The 26,982-nt window shown below is 70.2% G+C and carries 20 protein-coding genes; 6 read left to right on the top strand and 14 right to left on the bottom strand.

The genetic code is table 11. The features are described 5' to 3' along the window. Positions 1 to 39 precede the first annotated feature (39 nt). Positions 40 to 1,239, top strand: coding sequence for a threonine--tRNA ligase (gene thrS / locus ACFY36_RS27525; RefSeq protein WP_499749313.1), 1,200 nt, complete (start codon positions 40 to 42; stop codon positions 1,237 to 1,239). On the opposite strand, the gene ACFY36_RS27520 is transcribed toward thrS, so the two are convergent. Further along, positions 1,205 to 1,576, bottom strand: coding sequence for a RidA family protein (locus ACFY36_RS27520; RefSeq protein ID WP_498691921.1), 372 nt, complete (start codon positions 1,574 to 1,576; stop codon positions 1,205 to 1,207). The two genes, thrS and ACFY36_RS27520, sit on opposite strands and share 35 nt — an antisense overlap. Continuing rightward, entirely contained in the window at positions 1,573 to 3,144 is a 1,572-nt protein-coding gene (gene cimA / locus ACFY36_RS27515; protein WP_499748815.1) for a citramalate synthase, read from the bottom strand. Before cimA ends, ACFY36_RS27520 begins: the two co-directional genes overlap by 4 nt. Before the next feature lie 241 nt (positions 3,145 to 3,385). On the opposite strand from cimA, the gene ACFY36_RS27510 reads away from it, so the two are divergent. Then, a complete protein-coding gene (locus ACFY36_RS27510) occupies positions 3,386 to 4,120 on the top strand; it encodes a tyrosine-protein phosphatase (protein WP_499748814.1) in 735 nt (244 codons plus the stop codon). Here ACFY36_RS27510 and ACFY36_RS27505 read toward each other — a convergent pair. From ACFY36_RS27505 to ACFY36_RS27490, 4 genes are all read right to left on the bottom strand, one after another. Next, entirely contained in the window at positions 4,117 to 5,067 is a 951-nt protein-coding gene (locus tag ACFY36_RS27505; RefSeq protein ID WP_499748813.1) for a LacI family DNA-binding transcriptional regulator, read from the bottom strand. The two genes, ACFY36_RS27510 and ACFY36_RS27505, sit on opposite strands and share 4 nt — an antisense overlap. Positions 5,068 to 5,314: 247 nt before the next feature. After that, positions 5,315 to 7,036, bottom strand: coding sequence for a caspase family protein (locus ACFY36_RS27500; RefSeq protein ID WP_499748812.1), 1,722 nt, complete (start codon positions 7,034 to 7,036; stop codon positions 5,315 to 5,317). Positions 7,037 to 7,132: 96 nt separating this feature from the next. Further along, positions 7,133 to 8,230 (bottom strand): branched-chain amino acid aminotransferase, encoded by a 1,098-nt coding sequence (locus tag ACFY36_RS27495; protein WP_499748811.1) that lies wholly within the window; start codon positions 8,228 to 8,230, stop codon positions 7,133 to 7,135. A 132-nt stretch (positions 8,231 to 8,362) separates the two neighbouring features. Further along, positions 8,363 to 9,394, bottom strand: a complete 1,032-nt coding sequence (locus ACFY36_RS27490; RefSeq protein WP_499748810.1) for a 3-isopropylmalate dehydrogenase — start codon at positions 9,392 to 9,394, stop codon at positions 8,363 to 8,365. Positions 9,395 to 9,726: 332 nt separating this feature from the next. Here ACFY36_RS27490 and ACFY36_RS27485 point away from each other — a divergent pair, with 332 nt between their 5' ends. Beyond that, on the top strand, positions 9,727 to 10,098 hold the full coding sequence (locus ACFY36_RS27485) for a hypothetical protein (protein ID WP_379036850.1): 372 nt from the start codon (positions 9,727 to 9,729) through the stop codon (positions 10,096 to 10,098). Here the strand turns inward: ACFY36_RS27485 and serA are convergent. The 6 genes from serA to ACFY36_RS27455 all read right to left on the bottom strand — a co-directional run bounded on the left by serA (position 10,085) and on the right by ACFY36_RS27455 (position 18,924). Next, a complete protein-coding gene (serA, locus tag ACFY36_RS27480) occupies positions 10,085 to 11,689 on the bottom strand; it encodes a phosphoglycerate dehydrogenase (RefSeq protein WP_499748809.1) in 1,605 nt (534 codons plus the stop codon). The genes ACFY36_RS27485 and serA overlap by 14 nt on opposite strands. A gap of 46 nt (positions 11,690 to 11,735) precedes the next feature. Further along, positions 11,736 to 12,947 carry a mannosyl-3-phosphoglycerate synthase gene (gene mpgS / locus ACFY36_RS27475; protein ID WP_499748808.1) on the bottom strand — a complete coding sequence of 404 codons (1,212 nt, stop codon included), beginning with the start codon at positions 12,945 to 12,947 and terminating at the stop codon, positions 11,736 to 11,738. 94 nt (positions 12,948 to 13,041) lie between these two features. Further along, positions 13,042 to 14,055 (bottom strand): ketol-acid reductoisomerase, encoded by a 1,014-nt coding sequence (gene ilvC / locus ACFY36_RS27470; RefSeq protein WP_499748807.1) that lies wholly within the window; start codon positions 14,053 to 14,055, stop codon positions 13,042 to 13,044. Positions 14,056 to 14,069: 14 nt separating this feature from the next. Next, a complete protein-coding gene (gene ilvN / locus ACFY36_RS27465) occupies positions 14,070 to 14,585 on the bottom strand; it encodes an acetolactate synthase small subunit (RefSeq protein ID WP_097318253.1) in 516 nt (171 codons plus the stop codon). Further along, complete coding sequence (locus ACFY36_RS27460; RefSeq protein WP_499748806.1) at positions 14,585 to 16,408, bottom strand: acetolactate synthase large subunit; 1,824 nt, start codon at positions 16,406 to 16,408, stop codon at positions 14,585 to 14,587. Before ACFY36_RS27460 ends, ilvN begins: the two co-directional genes overlap by 1 nt. A 203-nt stretch (positions 16,409 to 16,611) precedes the next feature. Further along, positions 16,612 to 18,924 (bottom strand): putative bifunctional diguanylate cyclase/phosphodiesterase, encoded by a 2,313-nt coding sequence (locus ACFY36_RS27455; protein ID WP_499748805.1) that lies wholly within the window; start codon positions 18,922 to 18,924, stop codon positions 16,612 to 16,614. Positions 18,925 to 19,036: 112 nt separating this feature from the next. Here ACFY36_RS27455 and ilvD point away from each other — a divergent pair, with 112 nt between their 5' ends. Both ilvD and ACFY36_RS27445 read left to right on the top strand, forming a co-directional pair. Then, positions 19,037 to 20,884, top strand: coding sequence for a dihydroxy-acid dehydratase (gene ilvD / locus ACFY36_RS27450; protein WP_499748804.1), 1,848 nt, complete (start codon positions 19,037 to 19,039; stop codon positions 20,882 to 20,884). A 135-nt stretch (positions 20,885 to 21,019) separates the two neighbouring features. Further along, complete coding sequence (locus ACFY36_RS27445; RefSeq protein WP_499748803.1) at positions 21,020 to 21,751, top strand: siderophore-interacting protein; 732 nt, start codon at positions 21,020 to 21,022, stop codon at positions 21,749 to 21,751. Here the strand turns inward: ACFY36_RS27445 and ACFY36_RS27440 are convergent. Next, positions 21,728 to 24,196: an MFS transporter gene (locus ACFY36_RS27440; protein WP_499748802.1), complete on the bottom strand. Its 2,469-nt coding sequence runs from the start codon at positions 24,194 to 24,196 to the stop codon at positions 21,728 to 21,730. The genes ACFY36_RS27445 and ACFY36_RS27440 overlap by 24 nt on opposite strands. A 38-nt stretch (positions 24,197 to 24,234) precedes the next feature. Next, entirely contained in the window at positions 24,235 to 25,248 is a 1,014-nt protein-coding gene (locus tag ACFY36_RS27435; RefSeq protein ID WP_498655141.1) for a LacI family DNA-binding transcriptional regulator, read from the bottom strand. A 300-nt stretch (positions 25,249 to 25,548) separates the two neighbouring features. Here ACFY36_RS27435 and ACFY36_RS27430 point away from each other — a divergent pair, with 300 nt between their 5' ends. Next, complete coding sequence (locus ACFY36_RS27430) at positions 25,549 to 26,835, top strand: ABC transporter substrate-binding protein (RefSeq protein ID WP_499748801.1); 1,287 nt, start codon at positions 25,549 to 25,551, stop codon at positions 26,833 to 26,835. The last annotated feature ends 147 nt before the right edge of the window (positions 26,836 to 26,982 follow it).

Here is a 26,982-nt window from a genome sequence, read left to right as displayed (position 1 = left end):
GCTGTCTCGCCGGGCCTCGACCCGAAGGAGACCCTCATGATCGTCGACCACCGCCGGCTCGGCCGCGAGCTGGACCTGTTCGACTCCGACCCGCTGATCGGCGCCGGCCTGCCGTTCTGGCTGCCCGGCGGCGCGGCCGCCCGCCACGCGGTCGAGTCGTACCTCTACGAGCTGGAGCGCCGGGCCGGCTATCAGCACGTGCACTCCCCCGCCCTCGGCAAACGCCAGATGTACGAGTTGTCGGGGCACTGGCGCAACTACGCCGAGGACATGTACCCGGCGATGCGGATCGGCGGCGACGAGCTGGTGCTGCGGCCCAGCCAGTGCCCGCACCACGCGCTGATCTTCAAGTCGCGGCAGCGGTCCTACCGCGACCTGCCGCTGCGCATAGCCGAGCTGGGCCCGATGTACCGGGCCGAGCGCTCGGGCGTGATCGGCGGCCTGGGCCGGGTGCGGTCGATCCAGCTGAACGACTCGCACATCTTCTGCGCGGCCGATCAGGTCAGCGCCGAGGTGGCCGGGGTGCTGCGGTTGATGCGGCAGGCCCACGCCGCGCTCGGCTTCGAGCCCTCCTCCTATCGCCTTTCCCTGCGGGGTTCCGGCGGCAAATACGCCGGTGACGATGAGATGTGGTCGCGGGCTGAGGCGTTGCTGCGTCAGGGTCTGGACGGCGTCGACTTCGTGGAGGCGCCCGGCGAGGCCGCCTTCTACGGCCCGAAGATCGACGTGCAGATCGTCGACCCGGCCGGCCGGGAGTCGAGCCTGGCCACCATTCAGGTCGACTTCCACCAGCCCGCGGCTTTCGGGCTGGAGTACGCGGACGCCGAGGGCGGCCGGTCCCGGCCGGTGATGGTGCACCGCAGCCTGGTCGGCTCGATGGAACGGCTCTTCGGGCACCTGATCGAGGTGCACGACGGCGCCTTCCCGGTCTGGTACGCGCCGGTGCAGCTGGCCGTCCTGCCGGTCGCCGACGACCTCTTCCCGGCGGCCGGTGCCGCGAAAGCGGCGGCGATCGAGGCCGGGCTGCGGGCCGAGGTGCACCACGAGGGCTCGATCGGCGCGCGCATCCGGTCCGCGGCCGAGCGCAAGATCCCGTACGTCGGGGTGATCGGCCGCCGCGAGGCGCCGGACGGCCTGGTCGCCCTGCGGCATCGCGACGGCGGTCAGCTCGCCCCGATGCCGCTCGCCTCGGCCATCGAGATGATCAGCGACGCCGCGCGTCCACCTCTATCTCGATGAGCATGCGCGGGTCCGCCAGGCCGCACACCTGCATGGTGGCGGCCGGGCGGACATCGCCGAAGTACTTGCGCAGCACCGGCCAGCACGGCTCGAAGTCCTCGCGGTTCGGCAGCAGATAGCGGACCCGGACGACGTCGGTGAAGTAGCAGCCGGCCTCGGCCAGCGCGGCGCCGATGTTGCGCAGGCACTGCTCGGCCTGCTCGACGACGTCGTCCGCGATCGTCATCGTCGAGTAGTCGAAGCCGGTGGTGCCGGAGACGTACACCCGGTCGCCGTCGACGACCGCGCGGGCATATCCGATCTGCTCCTCGAAGGCGGACCCGGAGAAGATCCTCACTGCGCCAGGCCGTACGTCAATGAATCGACCAGAGCCACCCAGGACGCCTCGATGATGTTCTCGTGCACGCCGACCGTGGTCCATTCGCGCTCGCCGTCGCCGGTCTCGAGCAGCACCCGGGTCACCGCGTTCGTGCCGTGGGTGCCCTCCAGGATCCGTACCTTGAAGTCGCTCAGCTCGAAGGTCTTCAGCTGCGGGTAATGGGCGGTCAGGGCGGCGCGGAGGGCCTCGTCCAGGGCGTTGACCGGGCCGTTGCCCTCGGCCGTGGCGATCACCCGCTCGCCGTTCACCCGGACCTTGACGGTGGCCTCGGAGACCACGGCGCCGTCCTCGCGGTGTTCGACCTGCACGCGGTACGTCTCCAGGCCGAACGGGCGGGCGAAGCCCTCACCCGGCAGCTCGCCCCGGACCAGCAGCTCGAACGAGGCGTCGGCGGCCTCGAACGACCAGCCACCCGCCTCCAGCTCCTTCACCCTGCGGGTGACCTCCGAGAGGGTGTCCGGGTGGCCGGCCAGGTCGATGCCGAGCTCGCGGCTCTTGAGCTCGATGCTGGCCCGGCCGGCCATCTCCGTCACCAGGATCCGCATGTCGTTGCCCACAACCGCCGGGTCGACGTGGTTGTAGAGCAGCGGATCCACCTTGATCGCGCTCGCGTGCAGCCCCGCCTTGTGGGCGAAGGCGGCGGCCCCGACATAGGCCTGGTGGGTGTCGGGGGCGATGTTGGCGATCTCGGCGAGCGCGGTGGAGACCCGCGTCGCCTTCTCCAGGCAGCCCTCCGGTAGGACCGGCAGCCCGAGCTTGAGTTGCAGGTTGCTGACCGTGGCGAACAGGTCGGCGTTGCCGGGCCGTTCGCCGTAGCCGTTGGCCGTGCACTGGAAGTGCTTGACGCCCGCCTCGACCGCGGCGACCGTGTTGGCGACCGCGCACGAGGTGTCGTTCTGGCAGTGGATGCCGAGCCGGTCGGCCGGGACGCCGGTGCGCTCGACGACCTCGTTGACCGCCTTGGTGATCATCGACGGGAGCATGCCGCCGTTGGTGTCGCACATCACGACCCGCTCGGCCCCGGCGTCGATAGCCCTCTTCACCACGCTGGCGGTGTAGTCGGGGTCGTAGCGGAAGCCGTCGAAGAAGTGCTCACAGTCGACGAAAGCCCGGCGGCCGCTGGCCACCAGGTGCCGCACGGTGTCCTCGACCATCGCGAGGTTCTCGTCGCCGGTCGTGCGCAGGGCCCGCTCGACGTGGCGGATGTCGCTCTTGGCGACGACGCAGACGACCGGGGTCTCGGCGTCGAGAAGGGCCTGCACCTGGGGGTCGTTCTTGGCTGTCGTGCCGGCCTTACGGGTCGCGCCGAAGGCGACCAGGACGGCGTTCTTCAGGTCGAGCTCGGTCCTGGCCCGCTGGAAGAACTCGGTGTCCTTGGGCATCGCGCCGGGCCAGCCGCCCTCGATGAAGCCCACGCCGAACTCGTCGAGCAGCTTCGCGACCGCCAGCTTGTCGGCGACCGAGTAGCTGATCCCCTCCCGCTGCCCGCCGTCGCGCAGCGTGGTGTCGAAGACCTGGTACTCCATGGCGCGTTCCCTTCCGAGGATTTTGTGGCCCCAACAAAAAGACCCCCCGCGGATGCGGGAGGTCGGCGCGTCGGCGAGAGGTCAGCCGGCGCGCTAGGTGCCAATAATCAGCACGAGGTGGGTCACGTAGCGAAGTTTGCCATGGGCGGCCCTTGCTGGGACAAGAAATCCACCAGCTGGGACGATGTCCCCCGTGGGAGGGATCGACAGCGAGGGCTAGGTTGGGTCTGTGGCTGTGGCTGTGGAACAGTACCCCCGGAATCTTGGTTTCTCCGCTACCTACAACTTCAGGGACGTCGGCGGCTATCAGGGCCTCGACGGCCGGACGGTGCGCTGGCGGCGCCTGTTCCGGTCGGACGCCCTCCATCGGCTGGGCGAGGCGGACGCCTCGGCCTTCGAGGCCCTCGGCGTGCGTACGGTCATCGACCTCCGCCGTCCGCACGAGATCGAGAAGTTCGGCCGGATCTCCGCCTCCCATGGGCTGGATTACCACAACGTGGTGCTCAACCACATCGACTGGGAAGAGGTCGACCACCCGGACGACGTGGTCCATGAGCGGTGGCTGGCCGACCGCTACCTGAACTTCGCCGAGGACGGCCGTGACGGCCTGCTCGAGTCGTTGCGGTTGATTGCCGACCCGGGCAAGTCACCGGCGATCGTGCACTGCATGGCGGGCAAGGACCGTACGGGCACGGTCTGCGCCCTGACGTTGTCGCTGCTGGGCGTGTCCGACGAGGACGTCACGGCCGATTACGCGCTGACGACGAGCGCGATGGCGCCGCTGACCGCGTACCTGCTGGAGACCAGCCCGTCGGCCGTCCAGGGCAACGAGCACATGTTCGACTCGCCGCCCGAAGCGATGCAGTTGTTCCTCGACGACCTGCGCCGCCTGCACGGCTCGGTCGAGGGTTTCGTCCGCGACATCGGCCTCACCACCGAGGAGATCGGCGCCCTCCGGGCGCACATGCTCTCCTAAGCCGATCCTCTGATCAGCAATCGGGGCTCCACCACGGAGAGGGTGGGCGGCTCGCCGGCCAGGAGGCGCTCGGCCTCGGCCACGGCGAGCTCGCCCATCCGGCGCTTGTCGAGGCCGATGGTCGTCAACGGCGGGTCGAGGAGCTCGCCGATGCCGAGGCCGTCGAAGCCGACCACGGCGATGTCGCCGGGGATGTCCAGGCCGAGGCGGCGGGCGGCGCGGTAGGCGCCCAGTGCCACCAGGTCGTTGAAGGCCACGACGGCGGTGAGGCCGTCGTCCGCGGCGTGCAGCCGCTCGAAGCCCGAACCGCCGCCGGCCAGCGACTGCTCGACCCCGACGATCTTTTTTTCAGGCTTGTCGACGCCCTGCTCGGTCGCCTCGGCGAGGAAGGCGGCCCGCCGTCCCGGGTCGGCCGCCGACGGGCAGTCGATCATTCCGATGCGCTGGTGTCCGCGCTCGACCAGATGCCGCACGGCGGCCCGGACCCCCGCCTCGACGTCGATGTCGACGGCGCCGAAGCCCTGCCCGTCGTTGCGGCGGCTCATCACGACGAGCGGCACCCCGGCGACGGCCGCGGTGATCACGTCGTCGGGCTGGAACAGATAGGCGATCAGGGCGTCGGCCTGCCCCGACAGTGACCGCAGCAGGTCCGCTTCCCGCTTCGGATCGTCCTGGCTGCTGCTGACGACGACCTGCCAGCCGCGCCGCTCGGCCGCTTCGATGACACCGGCGATCAGCTCGGGAAAGAACGGGTTCACGACGTCGTAGACGATCAGCCCGACCGTGGTCGTGTCCGGCTTGACGAGCCCCCGCGCGAACCGCGACGGCCGGTAGTTCAGCTCCCGGGCCGCCTCGAGCACACGCCGGCGCGTCTCGGGATCGATCTCGCCCTTGTCGTTGATCGCCCGCGACACGGTCTGGTGCGAGACGCCGGCCAGCCGAGCCACGTCCCGAAGTGTCGCGCGCTTGTTTTCCACGATCAGCAAATCGTAGACCGAACCCGCTTGACGCCGCCCGAACCTCAGGCGCAGGATGCCGTTAACGGTCACGTGACCGTTAACGGCATCGACAGGAGACGATCATGGACGGGTTGGCATGGGTGCTGAGCGTCGAGGTGACCCGGCGGGAGGCCCGCTCGGCCCTCCCCGGCGCCGAGGTGATTCCACCGCGACGGCGGTGGTGGCGCCGCTTCCGTCAGGGCAGGTCGTTGAAGGCGGATACGACCTCGCGGTAGAAGGCGGGGTATTTGCTGACGTCGCCGTCCTTCGACTCGAAGGTCGCGCTCATCAGCCTGTCCTCGAGGCTCCAGGTGATGGCGTACGTGGTCCGGCCGTCGAAGTCCACGCGGAAGCAGCGGATCAGGCCGGTCAGGCCGAGCGCGGTGATCGGACCTTTCGTCCCGATCTCGTCCGGCGGTTTCGAGCAGTTGCCGGCCTTCAAGTCGTCGAACACGCCCGGTGGCAGCATCGCGGTCTTCGACTTCCAGAGGGAGTAGTCCCCGCCGCCACAGTGAGCGGTGATGGTCGTGCCTTCCTCGAGGTAGTTCGCCGGCCAGCACTTGGCGGCGACGGAGCGCGGCGCCATCTTCCGCAGCGCCGCGAGATCGCGGGGACCACTCGTCGAGAACGTGGCGTGGCGGCGCGGCGCCGACGGGCTCGGCCCCGACGGGGAAGAACTCACGGAGGGAAGGGCCTTGCCGGCCGGGCTTCGGTTGCCGGCCCACACGACCGTAATCGTGGCGGCGATGATCAGAACAGCGCCGAGCGCCGCGATCAGGACACGCGTCCGCCGGGGCACTCCGACGACAGGAGTCCACTCCGCCGGCGAAGGCTCAGCAGCTGAGGGCTCCGCGGCCGAAGGCGACGCGGGGGCGGGCGACGCGGCGGCGGGCTTCACGGGTGACGGCGACAGGGTCAGGGGCTCGGAGGCTTCGGTGGTGAGGGCGAGAGCGGCTGCCGCTTCCGAGCTGACCGCTCGGCTGTCGTCGTCGGCGAGCTGTTCCAAGGCCGCGCGGGCCGCTGCCGCCCTTGCCGGGTCGTTGTCGGTGGCGATCGGGGTCAGCTCGCGGATCGCGGCCAGCCTCACCGCGGGGATCGGATGCCGGACGAGGTCGAGCAGTTCCGGCGCGAGCGCGACCGGACGGGCCCGCCGATGGGGGTTCCGGGCCATGTAGAGATCGCCGCGGAGGCCGAACTCCCATTTGCTCGGGGTCTGCTTCGGTGAGCGCTCGCGGACCCGGTCGAAGACGTAGTCGTACAGCTCTCCGAGCGCGACCTGCCCGTCCTGATCCCGGTCGGCGTCGCCGGTGCGGATGCCCTCGACCAGGGCGCCGGTGAAGACCGACGGCTGGACGCGGCCGGCGCTCAGCTCGGCGCCCTCGAACGCGTACTCCATCGCGGTGGAAGCCGTGATCACCACGCGCCCCCGGCCGCCGCCCAGCTCCTTCTGGCGGAACTGGTCGCCGACGTCGACCGCGCCGCCGGCCCGGGCGACCACGCCCCTTTCGAACGCGCCGCCGTAGCAGCAGTCGAGCAGCAGGACGACCCGCTGGGCACGGCTACGCTGCATGATCCGGCTGATCCAGGCGGCGTCGACCGCGGTGGAGCCGAGCAGTTCGGGCTCGGTGTCGGTGGCGGCCAGGTACAGCTCGCCCGCATCGTCTTTCAGCCCGTGGCACGAGAAATGCAACAGCACCAGGTCGGTCGGGTGCCGGTCGGCCAGGATCCGCTCCACGCGTCGCGCCGTCGTCCACGACGTGGCGTTGTGCAGGACATCCACCTCGAAGCTGCCCAGCGCCGGGTCACCCAGCACATCGGCCAGCGCCGCCGCGTCAGCCGACGGGGCGGCGAGGTGCTGCAGCTCCGGGTGGTCGTATCGGTCGACCGCGACCACCAGGGCGAGACGCCTGTCGGCCATGGCCAGAGCATGACGCCTGCACAGGCGACCGTATCCGGCACGTCCGAGATCCGACCGCCCAGGCCGGAAGAAGTCGGGCCTGGGCGGAGGGAAGGGTCAGAGGACCCGGTGGACCCAGCCGAAGGGGTCCTCGGCGCGGCCGCGCTGGATGTCGACCAGCTGCTTGCGCAGGGAGGTGGTGACCTCGCCCGTGCCGCCGTCGCCGATGGTGAACTCGGCGTCGGCGCTCTTGACCACTCCGATCGGGGTGATCACGGCGGCGGTGCCGCAGGCGAACGCCTCGCGGATCTGGCCGGAGGCGGCCCCGGAGCGCCACTCCTCGAGGCTGACCGGGCGCTCGACGACCTTGTGGCCGGCCCGCTCGGCCAGCTTGATGACCGAGTCGCGGGTGATGCCGGGCAGGATCGTGCCGGTCAGCGGCGGCGTGACCAGGGTGCCGTCGTCCAGGACGAAGAAGACGTTCATGCCGCCCAGCTCGTCGATGTACTTACGCTCGATCGCGTCGAGGTAGACCACCTGGTCGCAGCCGTGCTCGATGGCCTCGGCCTGCGCCGACAGGCCGGCCGCGTAGTTGCCGCCGCACTTGGCCGCGCCCGTGCCGCCGGGGGCGGCGCGGGTGTAGTCGGGGGTCACCCAGAGCGACACCGGCTTGACGCCGCCCGCGAAGTACGGGCCGGCGGGCGACGCGATGACCAGGTAGAGGTATTCCATCGCGGGGCGCACGCCCAGGAAGACCTCGCTCGCATAGGCGAAGGGCCGCAGGTAGAGGCTTCCCTCGTCGCTCTGCGGGATCCACGAACGGTCGATCTTGATGATCTCGTGCAGCGACTCGAGGAACGTCTCGACCGGCAGCTGCGGCATCGCCATGCGCTTGGCCGACTCGGCGAACCGGGCCGCGTTGGCGTCCGGGCGGAACATCGCGACCCCGCCGTCGGGCAGCGTGTACGCCTTCAGACCCTCGAAGATCTCCTGGGCGTAGTGCAGCACGGCCGACGCCGGATCCATCGGGATCGGGGCCCGGGCCTCGACGCGCGGCTCGTACCAGCCCTTGCCGTCCGCGTAACGGACCGTGACCATGTGGTCGGTGAAGATGCGGCCGAAGCCGGGGTTGGCGAGGAGCGCGGCGCGCTCGGCGTCGCCCACGGGTGCCGGGTTCGGACGGATCTCGAAATCGAGGTTGTCACCACCACTCATGACAGGTGGACCTGCTTTCTCTACAAAGATTTAGGCATGCGGAAGCACCCGTAGTGCTTCAAGAATCTACCCCGAACGGTCGTTAAAAGAGAGACCGCGGGTGAGAGGTCGCCTGCCTGCCCTGAGGAAAGCTCAGAGCGCGGCGGCGACGCGGTCGCCGACTTCGGCGGTACGCAGCGGCGCGCCCGCGGTGCGGGACGCGACCTCGGCCGCGACCGCCTCGGATACTCGCCGGGCCTCGTCGTGGTGGCCCAGGTGCTCGAGGAGCAGCGAGGCGGAGAGGATGGCGGCCGCCGGGTCGGCGATGCCCTGACCGGCGATGTCCGGCGCCGAGCCGTGCACCGGCTCGAAGGTCGACGGATAGGTGCGCTCCGGGTTGACGGAGCCGCTGGCCGCCATGCCGATGCCGCCGGTAACGGCAGCGGCGATGTCGGTGAGGATGTCACCGAAGAGGTTGTCGGTCACGACCACATCGAACCGCTGCGGGTTGCTGACCATGAACATGCTGGCCGCGTCGATGTGCTGATATTCGGTCGTGACCTCGGGGAACTCGGCCGCGACGGCGTTGAAGGTGCGCGCCCACAGGCTGCCCGCCTTGGTCAGCACGTTCGTCTTGTGGACGAGCGTGAGGTGGCGGCGGTCGCGGCGCTGGGCACGCGCGAAGGCGTCGCGGACGACCCGCTCGACGCCGTGCCGGGTGTTCAGGCTCTCCTCGGTGGCGATCTCGGCCGGGGTGTCCTGGTGGAGCACGCCGCCGGCGCCGACGTAGAGACCCTCGGTGCCCTCGCGGACCACGACCATGTCGATCTCGCCGGGCTTCACGCCCGCGAGCGGGCTGGTGGTGCCGGGCCAGAGCTTCGACGGGCGCAGGTTCACGTACTGGTCGAAGTCGAAGCGGAGCTTGAGCAGCAGGCCGCGCTCGAGGACGCCCGGCGGGACGCTGGGGTCGCCGATGGCGCCGAGCAGGATGGCGTCGTGGCCGGCCAGCTCGTCCTCGACGGACTGCGGAAGGACCTCGCCCGTACGGTTGTAGAAGCGGGCGCCGAGGTCGTAGTCCTCGAACTGGGTGCCGGGAAGCACGGTCTCGATGACCTTGCGAGCCTGCGCGGTCACCTCGGTACCGATGCCGTCGCCGGCCACTACCGCGATCCGCGCCACGCTCACGTCATGCTCCTCAAGTCGTTGGTTCCCCCGAGAGGCTAACGCGCCGTTCCCGATCTTCGGTACAGCGGTCCCACTTAATGGACGTTAAAGCCCTCGCAAACACCAACAGCCCCTTGATCGCGGCAAACGATCAAGGGGCTGTTGCGACGAGTACGCGTGGCTCGGTCCCGCCGAAATACACCTAACCGCACGCACGGCAGTGGGCACGTCACCCGAAGACGGGCCCACCGTCGTATCGCACGGCAGGGACAACGCTAGCGATGCGGACTAATGACGCGCAAGACGCATCCCCCGCGTGTCGGGAACGTAGTTCGCAAGCGGCGGATGGCAGCATGCGCCGGGTGAGTTTCGACCTCGTGGTGTGGGCGATGGACCAGACGGACCTGCCGGACGCCGTGCGGGCCGCCAACGCGCGCTGTGCGCGCGGCGAGCACCCGCAACGCCCGGCCGACCCGCGTGTCGTCGCCTTCTATGACGCCCTGACCAGTGACTATCCCGACCGGGGCCCGCGCGCGTCGGCGCCCGGCTCCCCCTGGGCGCACGCGCCGCTGCATGCTGCCGCCGACCACATCCAGATGAGGCTGGACGAGAACTGCCCGGACGTCGTGCTCGAGACGATCGAGCGGCTGGCCGCCGAGCTCAACCTCGACCTGCTCGACCTGCAGGACGGCACGGTCTATCCGCCTCCGCTCAGGACCCGTTGATCCGCAGGTCGACCACGTGGCCGCGGGCCGATCCGATGGCCGCGGCCACCGTGGAGAGCAGCTCGGCGTCGACCGACGAGTCCACGGTCAGCGTCATCAGGGCCTCGCCGCCGGCCGTGCGGCGGGCCACCTGCATGGCCGCGATGTTCACGTCGGCCTCGCCCAGGATCGTGCCGATCGCGCCGACCACGCCCGGCCGGTCGCTGTAGCGGAAGAACAGCAGCACGCCGTCGGCGGTCAGGTCGAGGTCGAAGTCGTCGACCCCGGTCAGCTTGGCGATCTCCCGGACCCCGGTCACGGTCAGCGTGCCGGCCACGCTGACCCGCCGGCCGTCCGGCAGGGCGCCGCGCACGGTCACCAGGTTCTGGTGCTCGCACGGCTCCTCGCTGACGACCAGCTCGACCTCGACGCCGCGGTCGGCGGCGAGCTGGGGAGCGTTCACGTATGTCACCCGCTCGTCCACGACCGCCGTGAACAGCCCCTTGGTGGCGGCGAGGCGGAGCACCGCCACGTCATGGGAGACGATCTCACCCCGTACCTCCACGGAAACGCTCGCCGCCACCCCACCCGCCACCGCGGTGAAGACCTTGCCGAGTTTCTCGGCGAGGGACAGCAGCGGCCGTACGTCCTCGTCGACCACCCCACCGGCCTGCACGTTCACCGCGTCCGGCACGAACTCGCCGTCCAGGGCCAGCTTGACGCTGCGGGCCACCGAGAGCCCGGCCTTGTCCTGGGCCTCGGCGGTCGAGGCGCCCAGGTGCGGGGTGACCACGACGTTCTCGAAGCCGAACAACGGCGACGAGGTGAGCGGCTCGGTGACGAAGACGTCGAGGCCGGCGCCGGCCACCCGCCCGTCGCGCAACGCCGCCGCGAGGGCCGCCTCGTCGATCAGACCTCCGCGGGCCGCGTTCACGATCCGTACGCCAAATTTGACCTTTGCCAGCTCTTTCTCGCCGATCAGGTTCAGGGTCTCGGGGGTGCGCGGCAGATGCACCGAGATGAAGTCGCTCTCCCGCAGCAGCTCGTCCAACCCCACGAGGCGAACGCCGAGCTGCGCGGCCCGGGCCGGTTGGATGTACGGGTCGTACGCGATCAGCCGGGTCCCGAAGGCGGCCATGCGCTGGGCGAAGAGGACGCCGATGCGCCCCAGCCCGACCACCCCGACGGTCTTGCCCTGCACTTCGACGCCGGTGAACCGCGACCGCTCCCAGCGGCCCGCCTTGAGCGCCGTCGAGGCGGTGACCGTATGCCGGGCGACCGTGAGCAGCAGCGCGATGGCCTGCTCGGCGGCCGAGACGATGTTGCTGGTGGGCGCGTTGACCACCAGCACGCCACGGGCGGTGGCGGCGGCCACGTCGACGTTGTCGAGCCCGACGCCGGCCCGCGCGACCACGCGCAGCCGCCGGCCGGCCGCCAGCACCGCGGCGTCGACCGTGGTGGCGCTCCGGACGATCAGGGCGTCGGCCTCGCCGACCGCGGCCAGCAGGGCGTCACGGTCGGCGCCGTCGACCGCCCGCACGTCGTAGTCGTGGGCGAGAACGCTGACGGCGGACGGCGCCAGCTCCTCGGCGATCAGGACGACGGCTGCCATGCGGCGCTCCATCCATTGCGGACATTGATGTCCGCGATGGTAAGCGCTAGGCCACCCTCCGTGGTATCGACGCGCGGTCGATCGGTGGCGACGAGGGCCGCCCGGTGAGGGCCAGGCCGTCCGGCTGGCGGAAGCTGAGCGCCTCGGCGTCCAGCGCGTCGTAGAGAAGGTCCAGGTCGAGCGTGCCCACCGGCGGGTAGACCCGCTCCCGGGGCGGCTCCTGGCCGGTCGTGAGGGCGCCCTGCTCGACCATGAAATCGAGGATCGCCTGACGGACCGACGGGAGCGTCACCGGCGAGTGGTAGAGCACGTTGAGAGCCTGCATCCGCATGCCCCGCACATGCTCCTCGCCCTTGTTGTCGTGGAAGTGCGGATTGCGGGTCTCGATCTGCAGGACCGGCACCGAACTGGCCATCACATCGGCGTCGGTGCTCTCCAGGACGCCGCCGAACTGCTCGAAAAGGTCCATGAACTCGTACGGCTCGACGGCGAAGCCACCGGCGATCCGCAGCTTCAGGCCCAGTTCGAGGGTCATCGCGTGCTCGCCGGCGTTGCCGGTGGCGATCACCTCGGTGCCGAATCCCGAATATTCGGCCAGGAAGCGGTTGAGCCACTCGTTGGTGATCTGCGAGCTGCGGCCCTTGCGGCTGAAGAAGAGCCGGCCGTCACGAAGCTTGGGCTTGGAGTGCCAGGAGATCCGGACCATGGCGTACGGCGAATCGGCCTGAGCCAGACCGGCCGCGTAGGCCCTGCAGTATTCGTGCACGGACCCGGGCACGTAGTTGTCGGCGTCCACATAGCCGATGTGCTTCCGCCCGGTCATCGCGGCGAGCGCCATGCCGAGCAGCATCGCCTCGCCCTTGCCGGCCCGCACGAGGCCGTCGTCGTCGATCAGCTCGGGCATGCCGGCCGCCTTCATGGCCGCGGCCACGCCGGGGTCACGCTGGTGCACGGTGATCGCCGAGCGGCCGGCGAGCCGGCAGAACTGCTCGACGGTCTGCGCCTCGATCTCGTAGCGGTCGACCGGCTGCCGGTCGCTGTTCGAGACCAGCACGATGAGGCAGTCGTGCGGAATTCCGGAAAGAACACCCTCGATGACCGAGCGTGTCTCATTCATGCACGGAACGACGACAACCATTTCCGATTCGACCGCGCGCAGCGCCTCCGAGCTGCCGGAATCCAGCTCGATGACCCTCTGGAGCTCATGGATCCGGACCGCCCCGAAACGCTCACTCCGGAAAGAATCAGCCAGTCTCATGGCGCGAGGTTACGAATGCCACGTGACAGATCTGTTTCCGTCATAAAAAGAGCCCGGCCCCCAGGGAAAGGGGCCGGGCTCTTTCGTACGTCGATCAGGCGGTCTCGGTGATGGGCCGGTCGACCCAGCTCATCATGTCGCGCAGCTTGCGGCCGGTGACCTCGATCGGGTGGTTGGCGCCCTGCTCGCGGTACTTGGTGAGCAGCGGGCGGCCGTTGTCGTCGTCCTCGATCAGCTGGCGGGTGAACTCGCCGGACTGGATGTCGGCCAGGATCCGCTTCATCTCGGCCTTGGTCTCGGCGTTGATGACCCGCGGGCCGCTGACGTAGTCACCGAACTCGGCGGTGTCCGACACGCTGTAGCGCATGCGGGAGATGCCGCCCTCGTACATGAGGTCGACGATCAGCTTGAGCTCGTGCAGGCACTCGAAGTACGCGATCTCCGGCGCGTAGCCGGCCTCGGTGAGCACCTCGAAACCGGTCTGCACGAGCGCCGCGGTGCCGCCGCAGAGCACGGCCTGCTCGCCGAACAGGTCGGTCTCGGTCTCCTCCTTGAAGGTGGTCTTGATGACGCCGGCCCGGGCGCCACCGATCGCCTTCGCGTAGGAGAGCGCGAGCGCGAGGCCCTCGCCGGTCGGGTCCTGCTCGACGGCGACCAGGCACGGCACGCCCTTGCCGTCCACGTACTGGCGGCGGACCAGGTGACCCGGGCCCTTGGGGGCGACCATGGCCACGGTCACGTCGGCCGGCGGCTTGATGAGCTCGAACCGGATGTTGAGGCCGTGCCCGAAGAAGAGCGCCTTGCCCGCGGACAGGTGGGGGGCGATCGACTCGGTGTAGATCTTGCGCTGCGCGGTGTCCGGTGCGAGCAGCATGATCACGTCGGCCCAGGCCGACGCCTCGGCCGGCGTCTTGACCTCGAGGCCCTGCTCCTCGGCCTTGGCCCGGCTCTTGGAGCCCTCCTTGAGGCCGACCACCACCTCGACGCCCGAGTCACGCAGCGACAGCGAGTGGGCGTGGCCCTGGCTGCCGTACCCGATCACGGCGACCTTCTTGCCCTGGATGATCGACAGGTCGGCGTCGTCGTCGTAGAAAACTTCGGCGGTCATTGCATTCCTTCTTTTCAGGCGGCCCGGAGAGCGGGACCGGTGGTGATCGAGCGAGAACCGCGACCGATGGCCACGAGCCCGGACTGGACCATTTCCTTGATGCCGTACGGCTCGAGGTCGCGCAGCAACGCGTCAAGCTTGTCGGGGTTGCCTGTGGCCTCGATGGTGAGGGTGTCCGGAGCGACGTCGATCACCCGGGCCCGGAACAACTCGACCGTCTCGAGCACCTGGCTGCGCTGCGCGCGATCGGCGCGCACCTTGACCAGCAGGAGCTCGCGCTGGACCGACTGCTGCGGGTCCAGCTCCACGATCTTGAGGACGTTCACCAGCTTGTTGAGCTGCTTGGTCACCTGCTCCAGGGGTGAGGAGTCGGCGTTGACCACGATCGTGATGCGGCTGACGTCCGGGTTCTCCGTCTCGCCGACCGCCAGGGAGTCGATGTTGAAGCCGCGCCGGGAGAACAGGCCGCTGACGCGGGCGAGCACGCTCGGCTTGTTCTCGACCAGCACGCTGAGGGTGTGCCGATTCATCAGAGGTCATCCTCGTCGAAGGAGGGACGCACGTCCCGGGCGAACAGAATCTCGTCGTTGCTCGTGCCGGCCGGGACCATCGGCCAGACCATGGCGTCCTTGCCGACCGTGAAGTCGATGACCACGGGGGCGTCGTTGATCTCCATGGCCTGCTTGATGATCTTGTCGACGTCGTCCTTCGACTCGCAGCGCAGCCCGATGCAGCCGAGCGCCTCGGCCAGCTTCACGAAGTCGGGGATGCGGTGCTTGTGCGTGCCCAGCTCGGTGTTCGAGTAGCGGCCCTCGTAGAACAGCGTCTGCCACTGCCGGACCATGCCCAGGTTGCCGTTGTTGATGACGGCGATCTTGACCGGGATGCCCTCCAGGGCGCAGGTCGCGAGCTCCTGGTTGGTCATCTGGAAGCAGCCGTCGCCGTCGATCGCCCAGACCGGGGTGTCCGGCTTGCCGACCTTGGCGCCCATGGCGGCCGGGACGGCGTAGCCCATCGTGCCCGCGCCGCCCGAGTTGAGCCAGGTGGCCGGCTTCTCGTACTTGATGAACTGCGAGGCCCACATCTGGTGCTGGCCCACGCCGGCCACGTAGATCGCGTCCGGGCCGACGAGCTGGCCGATCCGCTCGATCACGTACTGCGGGGCGAGGGAGCCGTCGTCCGGCTCGTCGTAGCCCAGCGGGTAGCGCTCGCGCAGGTCGTTCAGCGTGGCCCACCACGCCTCGTAGCTGTTCTTCTCGTTGCTCGCGCTGACCGCGGCGATCAGCTCGTCGATCACGTGCCGGGCGTCGCCCACGATCGGGACGTCGGCGTGCCGGTTCTTGCCGATCTCGGCCGGGTCGATGTCGGCGTGCACGACCTTGGCGTCCGGGGCGAACGAGTCGAGCTTGCCGGTGACCCGGTCGTCGAAGCGGGCGCCCAGCGTGATCAGCAGGTCGGACTTCTGCAGCGCGTACACCGCCGGGACGGTTCCGTGCATGCCCGGCATGCCCAGGTGCTGCGGGTGCGAGTCGGGGAACGCGCCGAGCGCCATCAGCGTGGTGATGACCGGGATGCCGGTCATCTCGGCCAGCTTGCGCAGCCCGTCGGTGGCGCCGGCCTTGAGCACGCCGCCACCCACGTAGAGCACCGGGCGCTTGGCCGCGGCGATCAGCCGGGCCGCCTCGCGGATCTGCTTGCCGTGCGGGTGCAGCGTGGGGCGGTATCCGGGCAGGTCGAGCGCCGGCGGCCAGGTGAAGGTGGTCTGCGCCTGCAGCACGTCCTTGGGGATGTCGACCAGCACCGGGCCGGGACGGCCGGTGGCGGCCAGGTGGAACGCCTCGGCCAGGATCCGCGGCAGTTCCTCCGGGGTCTGCACCAGGAAGTTGTGCTTGGTGATGGGCAGCGTGATGCCCTGGATGTCCGCCTCCTGGAAGGCGTCCGTGCCGATCGCCGGGCGGGCGACCTGGCCGGTGATGGCGACGATCGGCACCGAGTCCATGTAGGCGTCGGCGATCGGGGTCACCAGGTTGGTCGCGCCCGGGCCGCTGGTCGCGATGCAGACGCCGACCTTGCCGGTGGCCTGGGCGTACCCGGTGGCGGCGTGCCCGGCGCCCTGCTCGTGACGCACCAGGATGTGCCGGACCTTGGAGTCGTAGAGCGGGTCGTACGCCGGGAGGATCGCGCCCCCGGGAATGCCGAACGCGACCTCGACACCGAGCGCTTCCAGCGACCGCACGAGCGACCCGGCGCCCGAGGTGGGGACCGGGGAGGCTACGGCCGAGGCGGAGGCGGCCGCCGCGACAGTGGCCGGGTTGGCTCGGTGGGCGAGAGTCTCAGGTGTGGGTCTCGTCATGGCTACTCACAAACCTTTACGGGTCAGTCGGTCCGGTACTTGAGCAACAAAAAAGGCCCTCGTGCGGGAAGCACGGGACCTAGCGCACTCGGGTCGGCCGATCAGCCGACGGGAGTGCGCTCACATAAGTACTCGGGACGCGAAGCACATGGGAAACACCTTCCCCCATCTCACGCGGTGAGTCAACTGATCCCACATTTTGATCACTCGGACGGCTCACCCGTTCGGGCCCCGAACGCCGGATCGGTCGGCAACACGGCCCTGAGCTGCCGCATTCCGGGTCCGAGGGCCACCACCTGACTGCGCGCGGGCTGGTCCTTGGGCGGCGCCGGCTTGGGCGGCGCGGGCAGCGCGCGGGTGCCCGTGCGCAGCGTCTGCAACTGGGCCTCGAGATGCTCGGCGGGCACGCCCCAGCCGAACAGCGAGCCCTGGCCGAGCCGGCAGCCCGCCTCCTCGACCACGGCCCGCTGCGACGGCGTGCCGATGCCCTCGGCCAGCACCTCGAGCCCGAGCCGGTGCCCGATGCGGACCACGACGTCGACCAGCGGCGCCGCCGTGCCGGTGCGCGACTCGGGCTCGGCCACCAGGGCATGGTCGATCTTCAGGATGTCGACCGGCAGCGTCCGGAGCTGGCCCAGCGACGAATAGCCGGCGCCGAAGTCGTCGAGGGCGATCCGCACGCCGGTGGCCCGCAATTCGGCCAGGCGGCTGATCAGCTCCTCCATGTCGGTGGCGACCGCGTGCTCGGTCACCTCGAGCACCAGCCGCTGGGACGGCACGCCGTGCTCGGCCAGCACGTCGGCGACCTGACCGGCGTAGTCGACCGCGTGCAGCTCCTTGGGCGAGAGGTTGACCGAGACCCAGACGTCGTGGCCCTTCGACAGCCAGTCGGCGAGCTGGATGACGGCCTGCTCCAGCACCCAGGCGCCGATCCGGTTGATCAGCCCGGACTCCTCGGCGACCGGGATGAACTCGTCCGGCCGTACGGCGCCGAGGGTGGGATGGTGCCAGCGCAGCAGCGCCTCGGCCCCGACCGGGCGCATCGACGGCAGGGCCACCACCGGCTGGAAGACCAGGCGCAGCTGGTCACGGTCGATGGCGTGGCGCAGCTCGCTCTCCAGCGTGCCGCGGCGGCGCAGCAGCTCGTCGTAGCGGGCCTGGTAGCGCTCGACCCTGTTCTTGCCGCGCTGTTTCGCGTAGCGCAGGGCCAGGTCGGCGTCGCGGATCAGCTCGCCTGTGTCGGCCACGCCCAGGCTGGCTGACAGGAAGACCGAGCCACCATCCACCTCGTACGGCTCACACAGCACCGCCAGCAGCCGATGCGCGGTCAGCATGGCCTCGTCGGCCGTGCCCCGCATGAGCACCGCGAACTCGTCGCCGCCGAGGCGGGCCGCCACGTCGCCGTCGAGCAGGTTGCGGCGCAGCCGCTCGCCCACCTCGACCAGCACCGCGTCGCCGACGTCGTGCCCGCGCATGTCGTTCACCGTCTTGAAGCCGTCGAGGTCGATGCCGACGAGCACCTGCGGCTCCTCGTCGTCGAGCAGCGCCTTGCGCAGCCCACGGCGGTTGGCCAGCCCGGTCAGCGGATCGGTGTGCGCCAGCTCGCGGAAATGCGCCTCCCGCCGCCGCAGCTCGAGGGTGTACCGGCGCACATCTCGCAAGGCCAGCCATTGGCGGGTGACCAGGGCAAGCCCTTCGACGGCGGCGCCCAGATAGCCGTACAGCGTGAACTCCCCGCCCTGGGCCAGATGGAAGCCGAGCGCGACGACCATGGCGCCCATCGGCACGAAGGCGTACGCCGTGTTGCTGCGCTCGGCGACGTCGCCGACCACCTGGACCGGCCGGTCGGCCACCTCGACGGCCCGGGCGATCACGAAGAGCCCGGCCGGGAGCAGGAGCGCGCCGCCCAGCAGCACGCCGTCCTGGTCCTGGCAGATGCCCGAGGCGATCGCGACCGCGGCGAACGCGACGGCGGTCACGCCGGTGGCCACCCGCACGGTGACCAGGCGCGGGCGGTGGGCGTGCATCGCCAGCACGATGGTCAGGCCCAGCGAGATCACCGCGAACGCGGCCGGCACCAGCACCGACGGGCAGGCCATCGGCGTCGCGTCGCCCAGGACGCGGGTCGGCTCGCTGAGCAGCACCCAGCCCACGAACCAGATGGCGGCGGCCACCACCAGCCCGTCGAGCAGGCGCCGGACGGCCACGCCGGGGCTCTCGGCGGCGCCGGGCAGGACGGCCGTGCCGACCAGCAGCAGGAGGATGCCGAGGGCGGTGCCGACGGCCACGGCGGTGCCGAGACCCAGCCGGGGCGGCGACGCAGTGGTGATCAGCACACTGATCACGCCGGCCAGCGCGGCGGCGGTCACGATGGCGCCGCCGGCGGCCAGGATCAGATGGGCCCGGCGGGCCGCTCCCGTGTGCCGGCGGCCGGAATTGCCCAGCAATGCGACGGCCGGGACCGCGACCAGAAGGCCGAAGAGCCCCGCCAGCTCCACGCCGGACGGTGATTGCACGGAGACACTCTGCCTGATCTCCGTCGATTTAGGGAGCCCTCAGGGGCATCCATAATCCCGAGCAGTGGACGTCACGGGTCGTTTACGTCCCGGCCAGTGGCACTATGAGGGGATGCCTGACCTGCGTTCCCGGACCTCGACCCACGGTCGGACCATGGCCGGCGCGCGTGCCCTCTGGCGCGCCACCGGGATGACCGACGACGACTTCGGCAAGCCCATCGTGGCGATTGCCAACAGCTATACGCAGTTCGTACCGGGTCACGTGCACCTCAAGGACCTCGGCGGCCTCGTCGCCGAGTCGATCGCCCAGGCCGGCGGTGTCGGCCGCGAGTTCAACACGATCGCGGTCGACGACGGCATCGCGATGGGCCACGGCGGCATGCTCTACTCGCTGCCCAGCCGCGAGCTGATCGCCGACGCGGTCGAATACATGGTGAACGCCCACTGCGCCGACGCCCTGGTCTGCATCTCGAACTGCGACAAGATCACCCCGGGCATGCTGATCGCCGCCCTGCGGCTCAACATCCCGACCGTCTTCGTGTCGGGCGGCCCCATGGAGGCCGGCAAGACGGTCGCCATCGAGGGCATCGTGCACGAGAAGCTCGACCTGGTCGACGCCATGAGCGCGAGCGCCAACGAGAAGGTGACCGACGCCCAGCTCGACACCATCGAGCGCTCGGCCTGCCCGACCTGCGGCTCCTGCTCCGGCATGTTCACCGCCAACTCGATGAACTGCCTGACCGAGGCGATCGGCCTGGCCCTGCCGGGCAACGGCTCGACGCTGGCCACGCACGCCTCCCGCAAGGCTCTCTTCGAGAAGGCGGGTTCGCTGATCGTCGAGATCGCTCGTGACTACTACGAGAAGAACGACGAGTCGGTCCTGCCCCGGAGCATCGCCTCGCGGTCGGCCTTCGAGAACGCGGTGGCCCTCGACGTGGCCATGGGCGGCTCGACCAACACGGTGCTGCACCTGCTGGCCGCGGCCCGCGAGGCCGGCCTCGACTTCAGCGTGGCCGACATCGACGCGATCTCGCGCCGGGTGCCGTGCCTGTCGAAGGTCGCCCCGAACAGCCCGAAGTACCACATGGAGGACGTGCACCGGGCCGGCGGCATCCCGGCCCTGCTCGGCGAACTGAACCGCGGCGGCTCCCTTCGCCAGGACGTCCGCTCGGTCCATTCGCCCGATCTGTCGTCCTGGCTGGACAAATGGGATATTCGCGGCGGCTCGCCGTCCGCCGAGGCGCTGGAGCTCTTCCACGCCGCTCCGGGCGGTGTCCGTACGACCCAGCCCTTCAGCACCGAGAACCGCTGGGCCACGCTCGACACCGACGGCGAGAAGGGCTGCATCCGCTCGGTCGAGCACGCCTACACGGTCGACGGCGGACTGGCCATCCTGTTCGGCAACCTGGCGCCCGACGGCTGCGTGGTCAAGACGGCCGGCGTCGACGAGTCGATCTGGAAGTTCACCGGCCCGGCCCGCGTCTTCGAGTCGCAGGACGCCGCGGTCGAGGGCATCCTCGGCAAGCAGGTGGTCGAGGGCGACGTGGTGGTCATCCGCTACGAGGGGCCCAAGGGCGGGCCGGGCATGCAGGAGATGCTCTACCCGACGAGCTTCCTCAAGGGCCGCGGCCTCGGCAAGGCGTGCGCGCTGATCACCGACGGCCGCTTCTCCGGCGGCACCAGCGGCCTGTCCATCGGCCACGTCTCCCCCGAGGCGGCGGCCGGCGGCCTGATCGCGCTGGTCCAGACCGGCGACGAGATCACCATCGACATCCCGGGCCGCAGCATCACGCTGAACGTCCACGACGACGAGCTGGCCCAGCGCCGGCACGAGGAGGAGCGGCGCCCCAAGCCGTACTCCCCGGTCGACCGCGTGCGCCCGGTGTCGGCCGCGCTGCGGGCGTACGCCTCGATGGCCACCAGCGCCAGCGACGGCGCTTACCGCCGCGTCCCCGAGTAGAGCTCTTCGCAGTCGGCCTCGAGGCCCCGCACCCGCTGGGTGCGGGGCCTTTTCGCCGCATCGCCACTTAGGTTAGCCTTACCTCCCTTCGACCGGAAGGCGGGCGGAGGCTCGACGGAAGGTGGTGGCGTCCCTATGGCGCGCGGATGGGAAGGCGCCGTCCTCAAGGTGCTCGGCGCCCGCGATCACGTGCTCACGCTGACCGGTAAGCGCGAGCTGACCCCGCATTACGTGCGGCTCAGTTTCGAGGCGCCGACGCTGCTGGAGAAGGTCCGCCCCGAACCGGCGGCCTGGGTACGGTTCTGGATCCCCGACCCGGACGGCGGCAAGCGGGAGTACCAGCGCGCCTACACGATCGCCGACGCCGACGAGAAGGCCGGCACGATCGACGTCGACTTCCTGCTCCACGAGCCGGCCGGGCCGGCCTCGGCCTGGGCCGTCTCGGCCGAGGCGGGCACGAAGGTCGCCGTGGTCTCGCTCGGCTCGGCCCCGTTCCGGCTCGCCACAGGGACGCCGGGCGTGCTGCTGATCGGCGACCCGTCGTCGGTGCCGGCGATCAACGGCATCCTCCGCACCCTGCCGCCCACCACGGAGGTCGAGGTCCTGCTGGAGGACGCCCCCGGTTTCCCGCTCGCGGAACACCCCCGGCTGACCGTGCACCACGCGGCCCGTGAGGGCTCGGGGTCGCTGGCCACAGCCGTACAACCGCTGTTGAAGCCGGGCCATCAGGTGTGGGCGGCCGGCGAGTCGGGATCACTGAAGTCCGTACGGTCGGTGGCCCGCTCCCGTGAAGGCGCGACCAAGGAGAACACGTACACCCTGGCCTATTGGATCGAGGGCCGCTCAATGGGCACCAACCGCTCCTAGGGTGATGTCGTGGTCGGTGTGGTCGCCGGCCAGCTCGACGCGGCTGGCGACCGGGGCGTGGCCGCTGGCCGCGACCGTGTAGACGCCGGGCGGCAGGTCGTGCAGCTCGTAGCGGCCGTCCGGGCCGGTCGTGGCGGCGCCGGCCACCGCGCCCGTACGGTCGACGGCCAGCACCGAGGCCTGCGGGATCGGGTGGCCGGAACCGGCGGCGCGGACGTTGCCGGTCAGCACGCCACCGACGGTCAGGGTCAGGTCGGCCGGGCGGCCCGGGGAGACCGTCCGGGAGACCGGAGTGGCGTGCGGCGCGGTGGCGGTGAGCGTGTACTCGCGGCCGTCCAGACCGGTCATCGCGTAGCGGCCGTCGGCGCCGGCGGTCGCGGTGGCGACGACCTCGCCCAGCGGGCCGGTGAGGGTCAGCGCGGCCTCGGCGACGGGCCGGCCGGCCCGGTCGAGGATCCGGCCGGTGATCTGGCCGGCGCCGGCCAGCGACAGCACGCGGCGGATCTCGCCGGCGCCCACGTTGATGGTGGCGGCGGCGGGCTGGTGGTTCTCGGCCGCGCAGATCAGGAGCAGCGAGCCGCCGGCGTCGAGGGTCATCCGATAGGTGCCGTCGAGGCCGGTGACCGCCCGGGCCAGCTCCCGCCCCTGAAAGTCGGTGATGGTCAGGGTGGCGCCGGGCAGCGGCATCCCGCCGGGCCCGTCGATCCGTCCCAGAACAACGGCTTCCTTTGTCATGTCCAACGTGGATTTCCTCTCGATGCGCATCGCGTTGGCCGGCTCGCCCGCGGCCCGGCCATCGGCCCCGGCCGGCGGCTTGGCCCAGACGGCGGACTTCGGCTCGGCGAAGGGCTCGGCGACTGAGGCGTCGTCGGCTCGGGTGCGCAGGGGCAGGCCGGGCAGGAAAAGGAACAGGGCGAACGCCACCACCATGACCGCCGCCGCGATCAGGAACAGGGTGCCCATCGCGTCCGAGAAGCCCGCCTTGAACGGCTGCGCCAGCACCGGCGTCACGTGCTCCAGGAACGACGTGTCGTCGAGCGCCGGCCGGCCACCCACCGCCTCCAGGATCGGCCGATCCCCCGGCCCGGGCGTCTTGATCGCGCTCTGGAACGCCGGATCGTCCGCCGCGTCCCGGAAAGCCTCGCCGATCTTGTCGCCGACCGTCGCGAACAGCACCGACAGGAAGACCGCCGTGCCGGCCGTGGCGCCCATCTGCCGGAAGAACGTCGACGACGCCGTGGCCACCCCGATCTCCGAGCGCGCCATGGCGTTCTGCACGGCCAGCGTGACCGGCTGCAGCACCCCTCCCAGGCCCAGGCCGAAGACCCCCATGAAAAGACCCGTTTGCCAGTACGGGGTTTCCGCGCCGACCAGGTGCAACAGCAGCAACCCGCCGATCATGAGGGCCGCGCCGAGCACCGGGAAGATCCGGTACCGCCCGGTCCGGCTGATCACCTGCCCCGAGATCAGCGACCCCAGCATGATGCCCGCGGTCATCGGCAGCAGTTGCAGCCCGGACTCGGTCGGTGTCGCTCCTCGCACGATCTGCAGATAGAGCGGAAGCATCGCAAGCCCGCCGAACATCCCCATCCCCACCACGAATCCGCCGCCCGCGGTGAGCGCGAACGTCCGGTTGCGGAAGAACCGCAGCGGGATCAGCGCCTCCTCCCGCATGAGCCTCTCGGCCAGCAGGAAGAGCAGCAGCCCGGCCCCGCCCACCGCGTAGCAGGCGACGGACCGGGCCGAGGTCCAGCCCCACTCGCGGCCCTGCTCGGCCACGGTGAGCAGCGGGCCGAGGCAGAGGCAGATCGTCAGCGCGCCCCACCAGTCGATGCGGTGGTCGCGCCGCTCGTGCCTGATCCGCAGCACCCGGGCCACCACGACCAGCGCCAGGGCGCCGATCGGCACGTTGACCAGGAAGACCCAGCGCCAGCCGGCGATGCCGAGGATCTCGTCGGCGCCCGCGAAGAAGCCGCCGATCACCGGGCCGAGCACGCTCGCCGAGCCGAAGACGGCCAGGAAGTAACCCTGGTAGCGGGCCTGTTCACGGGGCGGCACGAGGTCGCCCACGATGGCCAGCGCGAGCGAGAAGAGACCGCCCGCGCCCAGTCCCTGCAGGGCCCGGAAGCCGGCCAGCTGGTACATCGAATCCGCGAAAGCGCAGGCGGCCGATCCGATCACGAAGATCGTGATGGCGGCCAGGAAGAAGCGCTTGCGGCCGTAGATGTCGGACAACTTGCCGTACAGCGGAGTCGAGATCGTCGCCGTGATCAGGTAGGCCGTGGTGACCCAGGCCTGCATGCTCAGCCCGTGCAGATCGTCGCCGATGGTCCGGATGGCCGCGGTGACGATGGTCTGATCGAGCGCGGCCAGGAACATGCCGAGCATCAGCCCGGCCAGCACCTCCACGACGTGACGGTGACTCAGCTGCTTCTCTGCGCCCATGGATCGAGCAACGAGAAATGTTGCCCGATGGGAACGGCTCAGCGGGGTGGGGCTGTGCTTCCCCGGGGGGTCAGGTGGGCCGTGCCGGCCTCGACGTTGCCCACCTGCTTGCCGTCGATGGCGGCCAGGAGCTCACGGGCGGCGTGCGCGCCGTACTCGGCGATGTCGCGGCTCAGCGCCGTCAGCGGCGGGTGGACCAGGCTGCACAGGGGCGAGTCGTCCCAGGCCACGATGGACAGATCGCCCGGAACGGCCAGGCCCATCTCCTGCGCCACGGCCAGTCCGGCCACCGCCATCACGTCGTTGTCGTAGATGATCGCGGTGGGGCGGTCGTTGCCGATGAGCAGCCGCCGGGTGGCCCGGCCGCCCTCCTCGCCGGTGTAGTCGGACGGCACGGTGACCGCCTCGTTCAGCCCGAGCGACGCGCACACCGCGCTGAAGGCCTTGGTGCGGGTCTGCGTGTGCAGCAGGTCGGGCAGGCCGCTGACCCGGGCGATCCGGCGATGGCCGAGGGCGACCAGATAGCGGACCGTCTCGGTGACCGCGCCGGCGTCGTCGGACCAGACCTGCGCGATGCGGCCCGTGTCGCCGGGACCGCCGATCACCACGGCCGGCAGCTGAAGCTGCTGGAGCACCGGGATGCGGACGTCGTTCTCACGGAGGTCGGTGACGATCACGCCGTCGATGCGGCGCTCGCCCCACCAGCGGCGGTAGACCTCGACCTCGAGCTCGGGGGTGGCGACGACCTGCAACGTCAGCGCGTAGGAGCGCGCCGCCAGCTCAGCCTCGAAGCCACTGATCAGGCCCATGAAGAACGGCTCGATGCCGAGCATGCGGGCGGGCCGGCACAGGGTCAGGCCCACGGCGCGGGCGCTGGCGCCGGACAGCGCGCGGGCGGCGCTGTTCGGGTTGAAACCGATCTCCTGGGCGATCGCGACGATCCGCTGCCGGGTCGCCTCGGAAACTCCCGGCTGCCCGTTGAGGGCGTACGACACGGCGCCTTTCGAAACTCCGGCACGCCGCGCGATGTCGGCGATCGTCGGCCGCTTCACTCGGTCTCCTCTGTTCCCGCTGAGCTTACCGGCGTCCCTCGCCTTGGCACGGATCGGTAGAGCGCTCTCACGAAGCCATTCGAGGCATCGACCCGCCGACTTGATCGGTTAAGTGTCACCGCACACAGCTCCCTTTGTAAACAGTGATCAACCAATATTTCCCATTTGTCCCGCTTACTCTCCACTGACAACGTTGACAGATCAACCCCGTAACAAGCTATTGACACTCATCGACCCCGGCTTTAGCGTCTCCACAACTTATCCGGTTCAGTGAATTCTTCTCTCCGTCATGGAGGCGCAATGGAACGGCTGGGCAAACGGACTCTGCGTGCCGCCGCCGCGGGCATCGCGGCCACTCTCGTGGTCGCCGGATGCAGCGGGCAGGCGCTCGAGGGTGGCAACGAGGACAAGGCGAGCGGCGACCAGATCACGCTCAAGGTCGCCTTCTGGGGCGACATGGGCCTCGACAAACTGAAGGCGGCGTACGAGAAGGACCACCCGAACGTCAAGATCGTGCTGAACTCGGGCGAGTACAACGCCCAGCACGAGGACCTTCAGAAGAAGCTGGTGGCCGGCTCCGGCGCACCGGACATCTCGGCGATCGACGAGGGCTTCGTCGTCCAGTTCCGCAGCCAGGCGGACAAGTTCGTCAACTACCTCGACAAGGGCGGCGCCGAGTTCGAGTCGAAGTACCTGCCCTGGAAGTGGAAGCAGTCATTGTCGGCCGATGGCAAGCAGATCGGCCTCGGCACCGACGTCGGCGGTCTGGCCATGTGCTACCGCACCGACCTGTTCAAGAAGGCCGGCCTGCCCACCGACCGTGAGGCCGTCTCGAAGCTCTGGTCCAACTGGGACCAGTTCATCGAGGTCGGCAAGCAGTACAAGGCCAAGACGGGCAAGAAGTTCGTCGACTCCGGCACCAACATGTTCAACCCCGTGCTCGCCCAGCAGCCGGTCGGCTTCTACGACGAGCAGGAACAGCTGAAGATGGACGGCGGCCCCAAGGTCGCGTTCGACCTGAGCATGAAGGCCATCCAGGCCGACATCTCGGCCGACCTGGCCAGCTTCCAGCCCAACTGGGACCAGGGCTTCAAGAAGGACCAGTTCGCCGTGCTGGCCTGCCCGGCCTGGATGCTCGGCCACATCCAGGACACCGCGCCCGAGCAGAAGGGCAAGTGGGACATCGCCTCGATCCCCGGCGGCGGCGGCAACTGGGGCGGTTCCTGGTGGACCGTTCCGTCGCAGGGCAAGAACGTCGACGCGGCGGTCGACTTCGTGAAGTGGATGGTCCAGCCGGAGCAGCAGATCGAGGTCTTCAAGACCGTCGGCAACCTGCCCTCGCAGCCGGCGCTCTACAAGGACCCGGCGGTGCTGGACTACAAGAAGGAGTTCATGAGCAACGCCCCCACCGGCCAGATCTTCGCGGCCACCGCGGAGAACCTCCAGCCGCAGTACCTGGGCAAGAAGAACGGCCCGACCCGCGTCGCGGTCGAGAACGTCATCACCCGGGTGCAGCAGGGTGGCCTGAAGCCGGAAGCGGCCTGGGCCGAGGCGGTCAAGGAAGCCGAGAAGGTCGCCAAGTCCTGACCCTCAGTCGAGAGGCGGGGGGGGCGGGGGGGCGCCCCCCCCCCCCCCACGGGGGGGCGGGGGGCCCGCCCCCCCCCCCCCCGCCGCGCCCCCCCCCGCCCCGCCCCCCCCCACCCCGGCCACGGCCCCGCCCAGGGGCAAACCGGT

The sequence above is a fragment of the Actinoplanes sp. NPDC000266 genome, assembly GCF_042899005.1.
Taxonomy (GTDB): domain Bacteria; phylum Actinomycetota; class Actinomycetes; order Mycobacteriales; family Micromonosporaceae; genus Actinoplanes.
This window is presented reverse-complemented; position numbering and strand designations above follow the sequence as displayed.

What these genes read in the sequence shown, in the direction of transcription:
- cimA (WP_499748815.1), bottom strand. Translation starts at nt 3,144, where the DNA reads ATGGAGTACCAGGTCTTCGACACCACGCTGCGCGACGGCGGGCAGCGG.
- ACFY36_RS27500 (WP_499748812.1), bottom strand. Translation starts at nt 7,036, where the DNA reads ATGGCCGACAGGCGTCTCGCCCTGGTGGTCGCGGTCGACCGATACGAC.
- ACFY36_RS27495 (WP_499748811.1), bottom strand. Translation starts at nt 8,230, where the DNA reads ATGAGTGGTGGTGACAACCTCGATTTCGAGATCCGTCCGAACCCGGCA.
- ACFY36_RS27485 (WP_379036850.1), top strand. Translation starts at nt 9,727, where the DNA reads ATGCGCCGGGTGAGTTTCGACCTCGTGGTGTGGGCGATGGACCAGACG.
- serA (WP_499748809.1), bottom strand. Translation starts at nt 11,689, where the DNA reads ATGGCAGCCGTCGTCCTGATCGCCGAGGAGCTGGCGCCGTCCGCCGTC.
- mpgS (WP_499748808.1), bottom strand. Translation starts at nt 12,947, where the DNA reads ATGAGACTGGCTGATTCTTTCCGGAGTGAGCGTTTCGGGGCGGTCCGG.
- ilvC (WP_499748807.1), bottom strand. Translation starts at nt 14,055, where the DNA reads ATGACCGCCGAAGTTTTCTACGACGACGACGCCGACCTGTCGATCATC.
- ilvN (WP_097318253.1), bottom strand. Translation starts at nt 14,585, where the DNA reads ATGAATCGGCACACCCTCAGCGTGCTGGTCGAGAACAAGCCGAGCGTG.
- ACFY36_RS27460 (WP_499748806.1), bottom strand. Translation starts at nt 16,408, where the DNA reads ATGACGAGACCCACACCTGAGACTCTCGCCCACCGAGCCAACCCGGCC.
- ilvD (WP_499748804.1), top strand. Translation starts at nt 19,037, where the DNA reads ATGCCTGACCTGCGTTCCCGGACCTCGACCCACGGTCGGACCATGGCC.
- ACFY36_RS27445 (WP_499748803.1), top strand. Translation starts at nt 21,020, where the DNA reads ATGGCGCGCGGATGGGAAGGCGCCGTCCTCAAGGTGCTCGGCGCCCGC.
- ACFY36_RS27440 (WP_499748802.1), bottom strand. Translation starts at nt 24,196, where the DNA reads ATGGGCGCAGAGAAGCAGCTGAGTCACCGTCACGTCGTGGAGGTGCTG.
- ACFY36_RS27430 (WP_499748801.1), top strand. Translation starts at nt 25,549, where the DNA reads ATGGAACGGCTGGGCAAACGGACTCTGCGTGCCGCCGCCGCGGGCATC.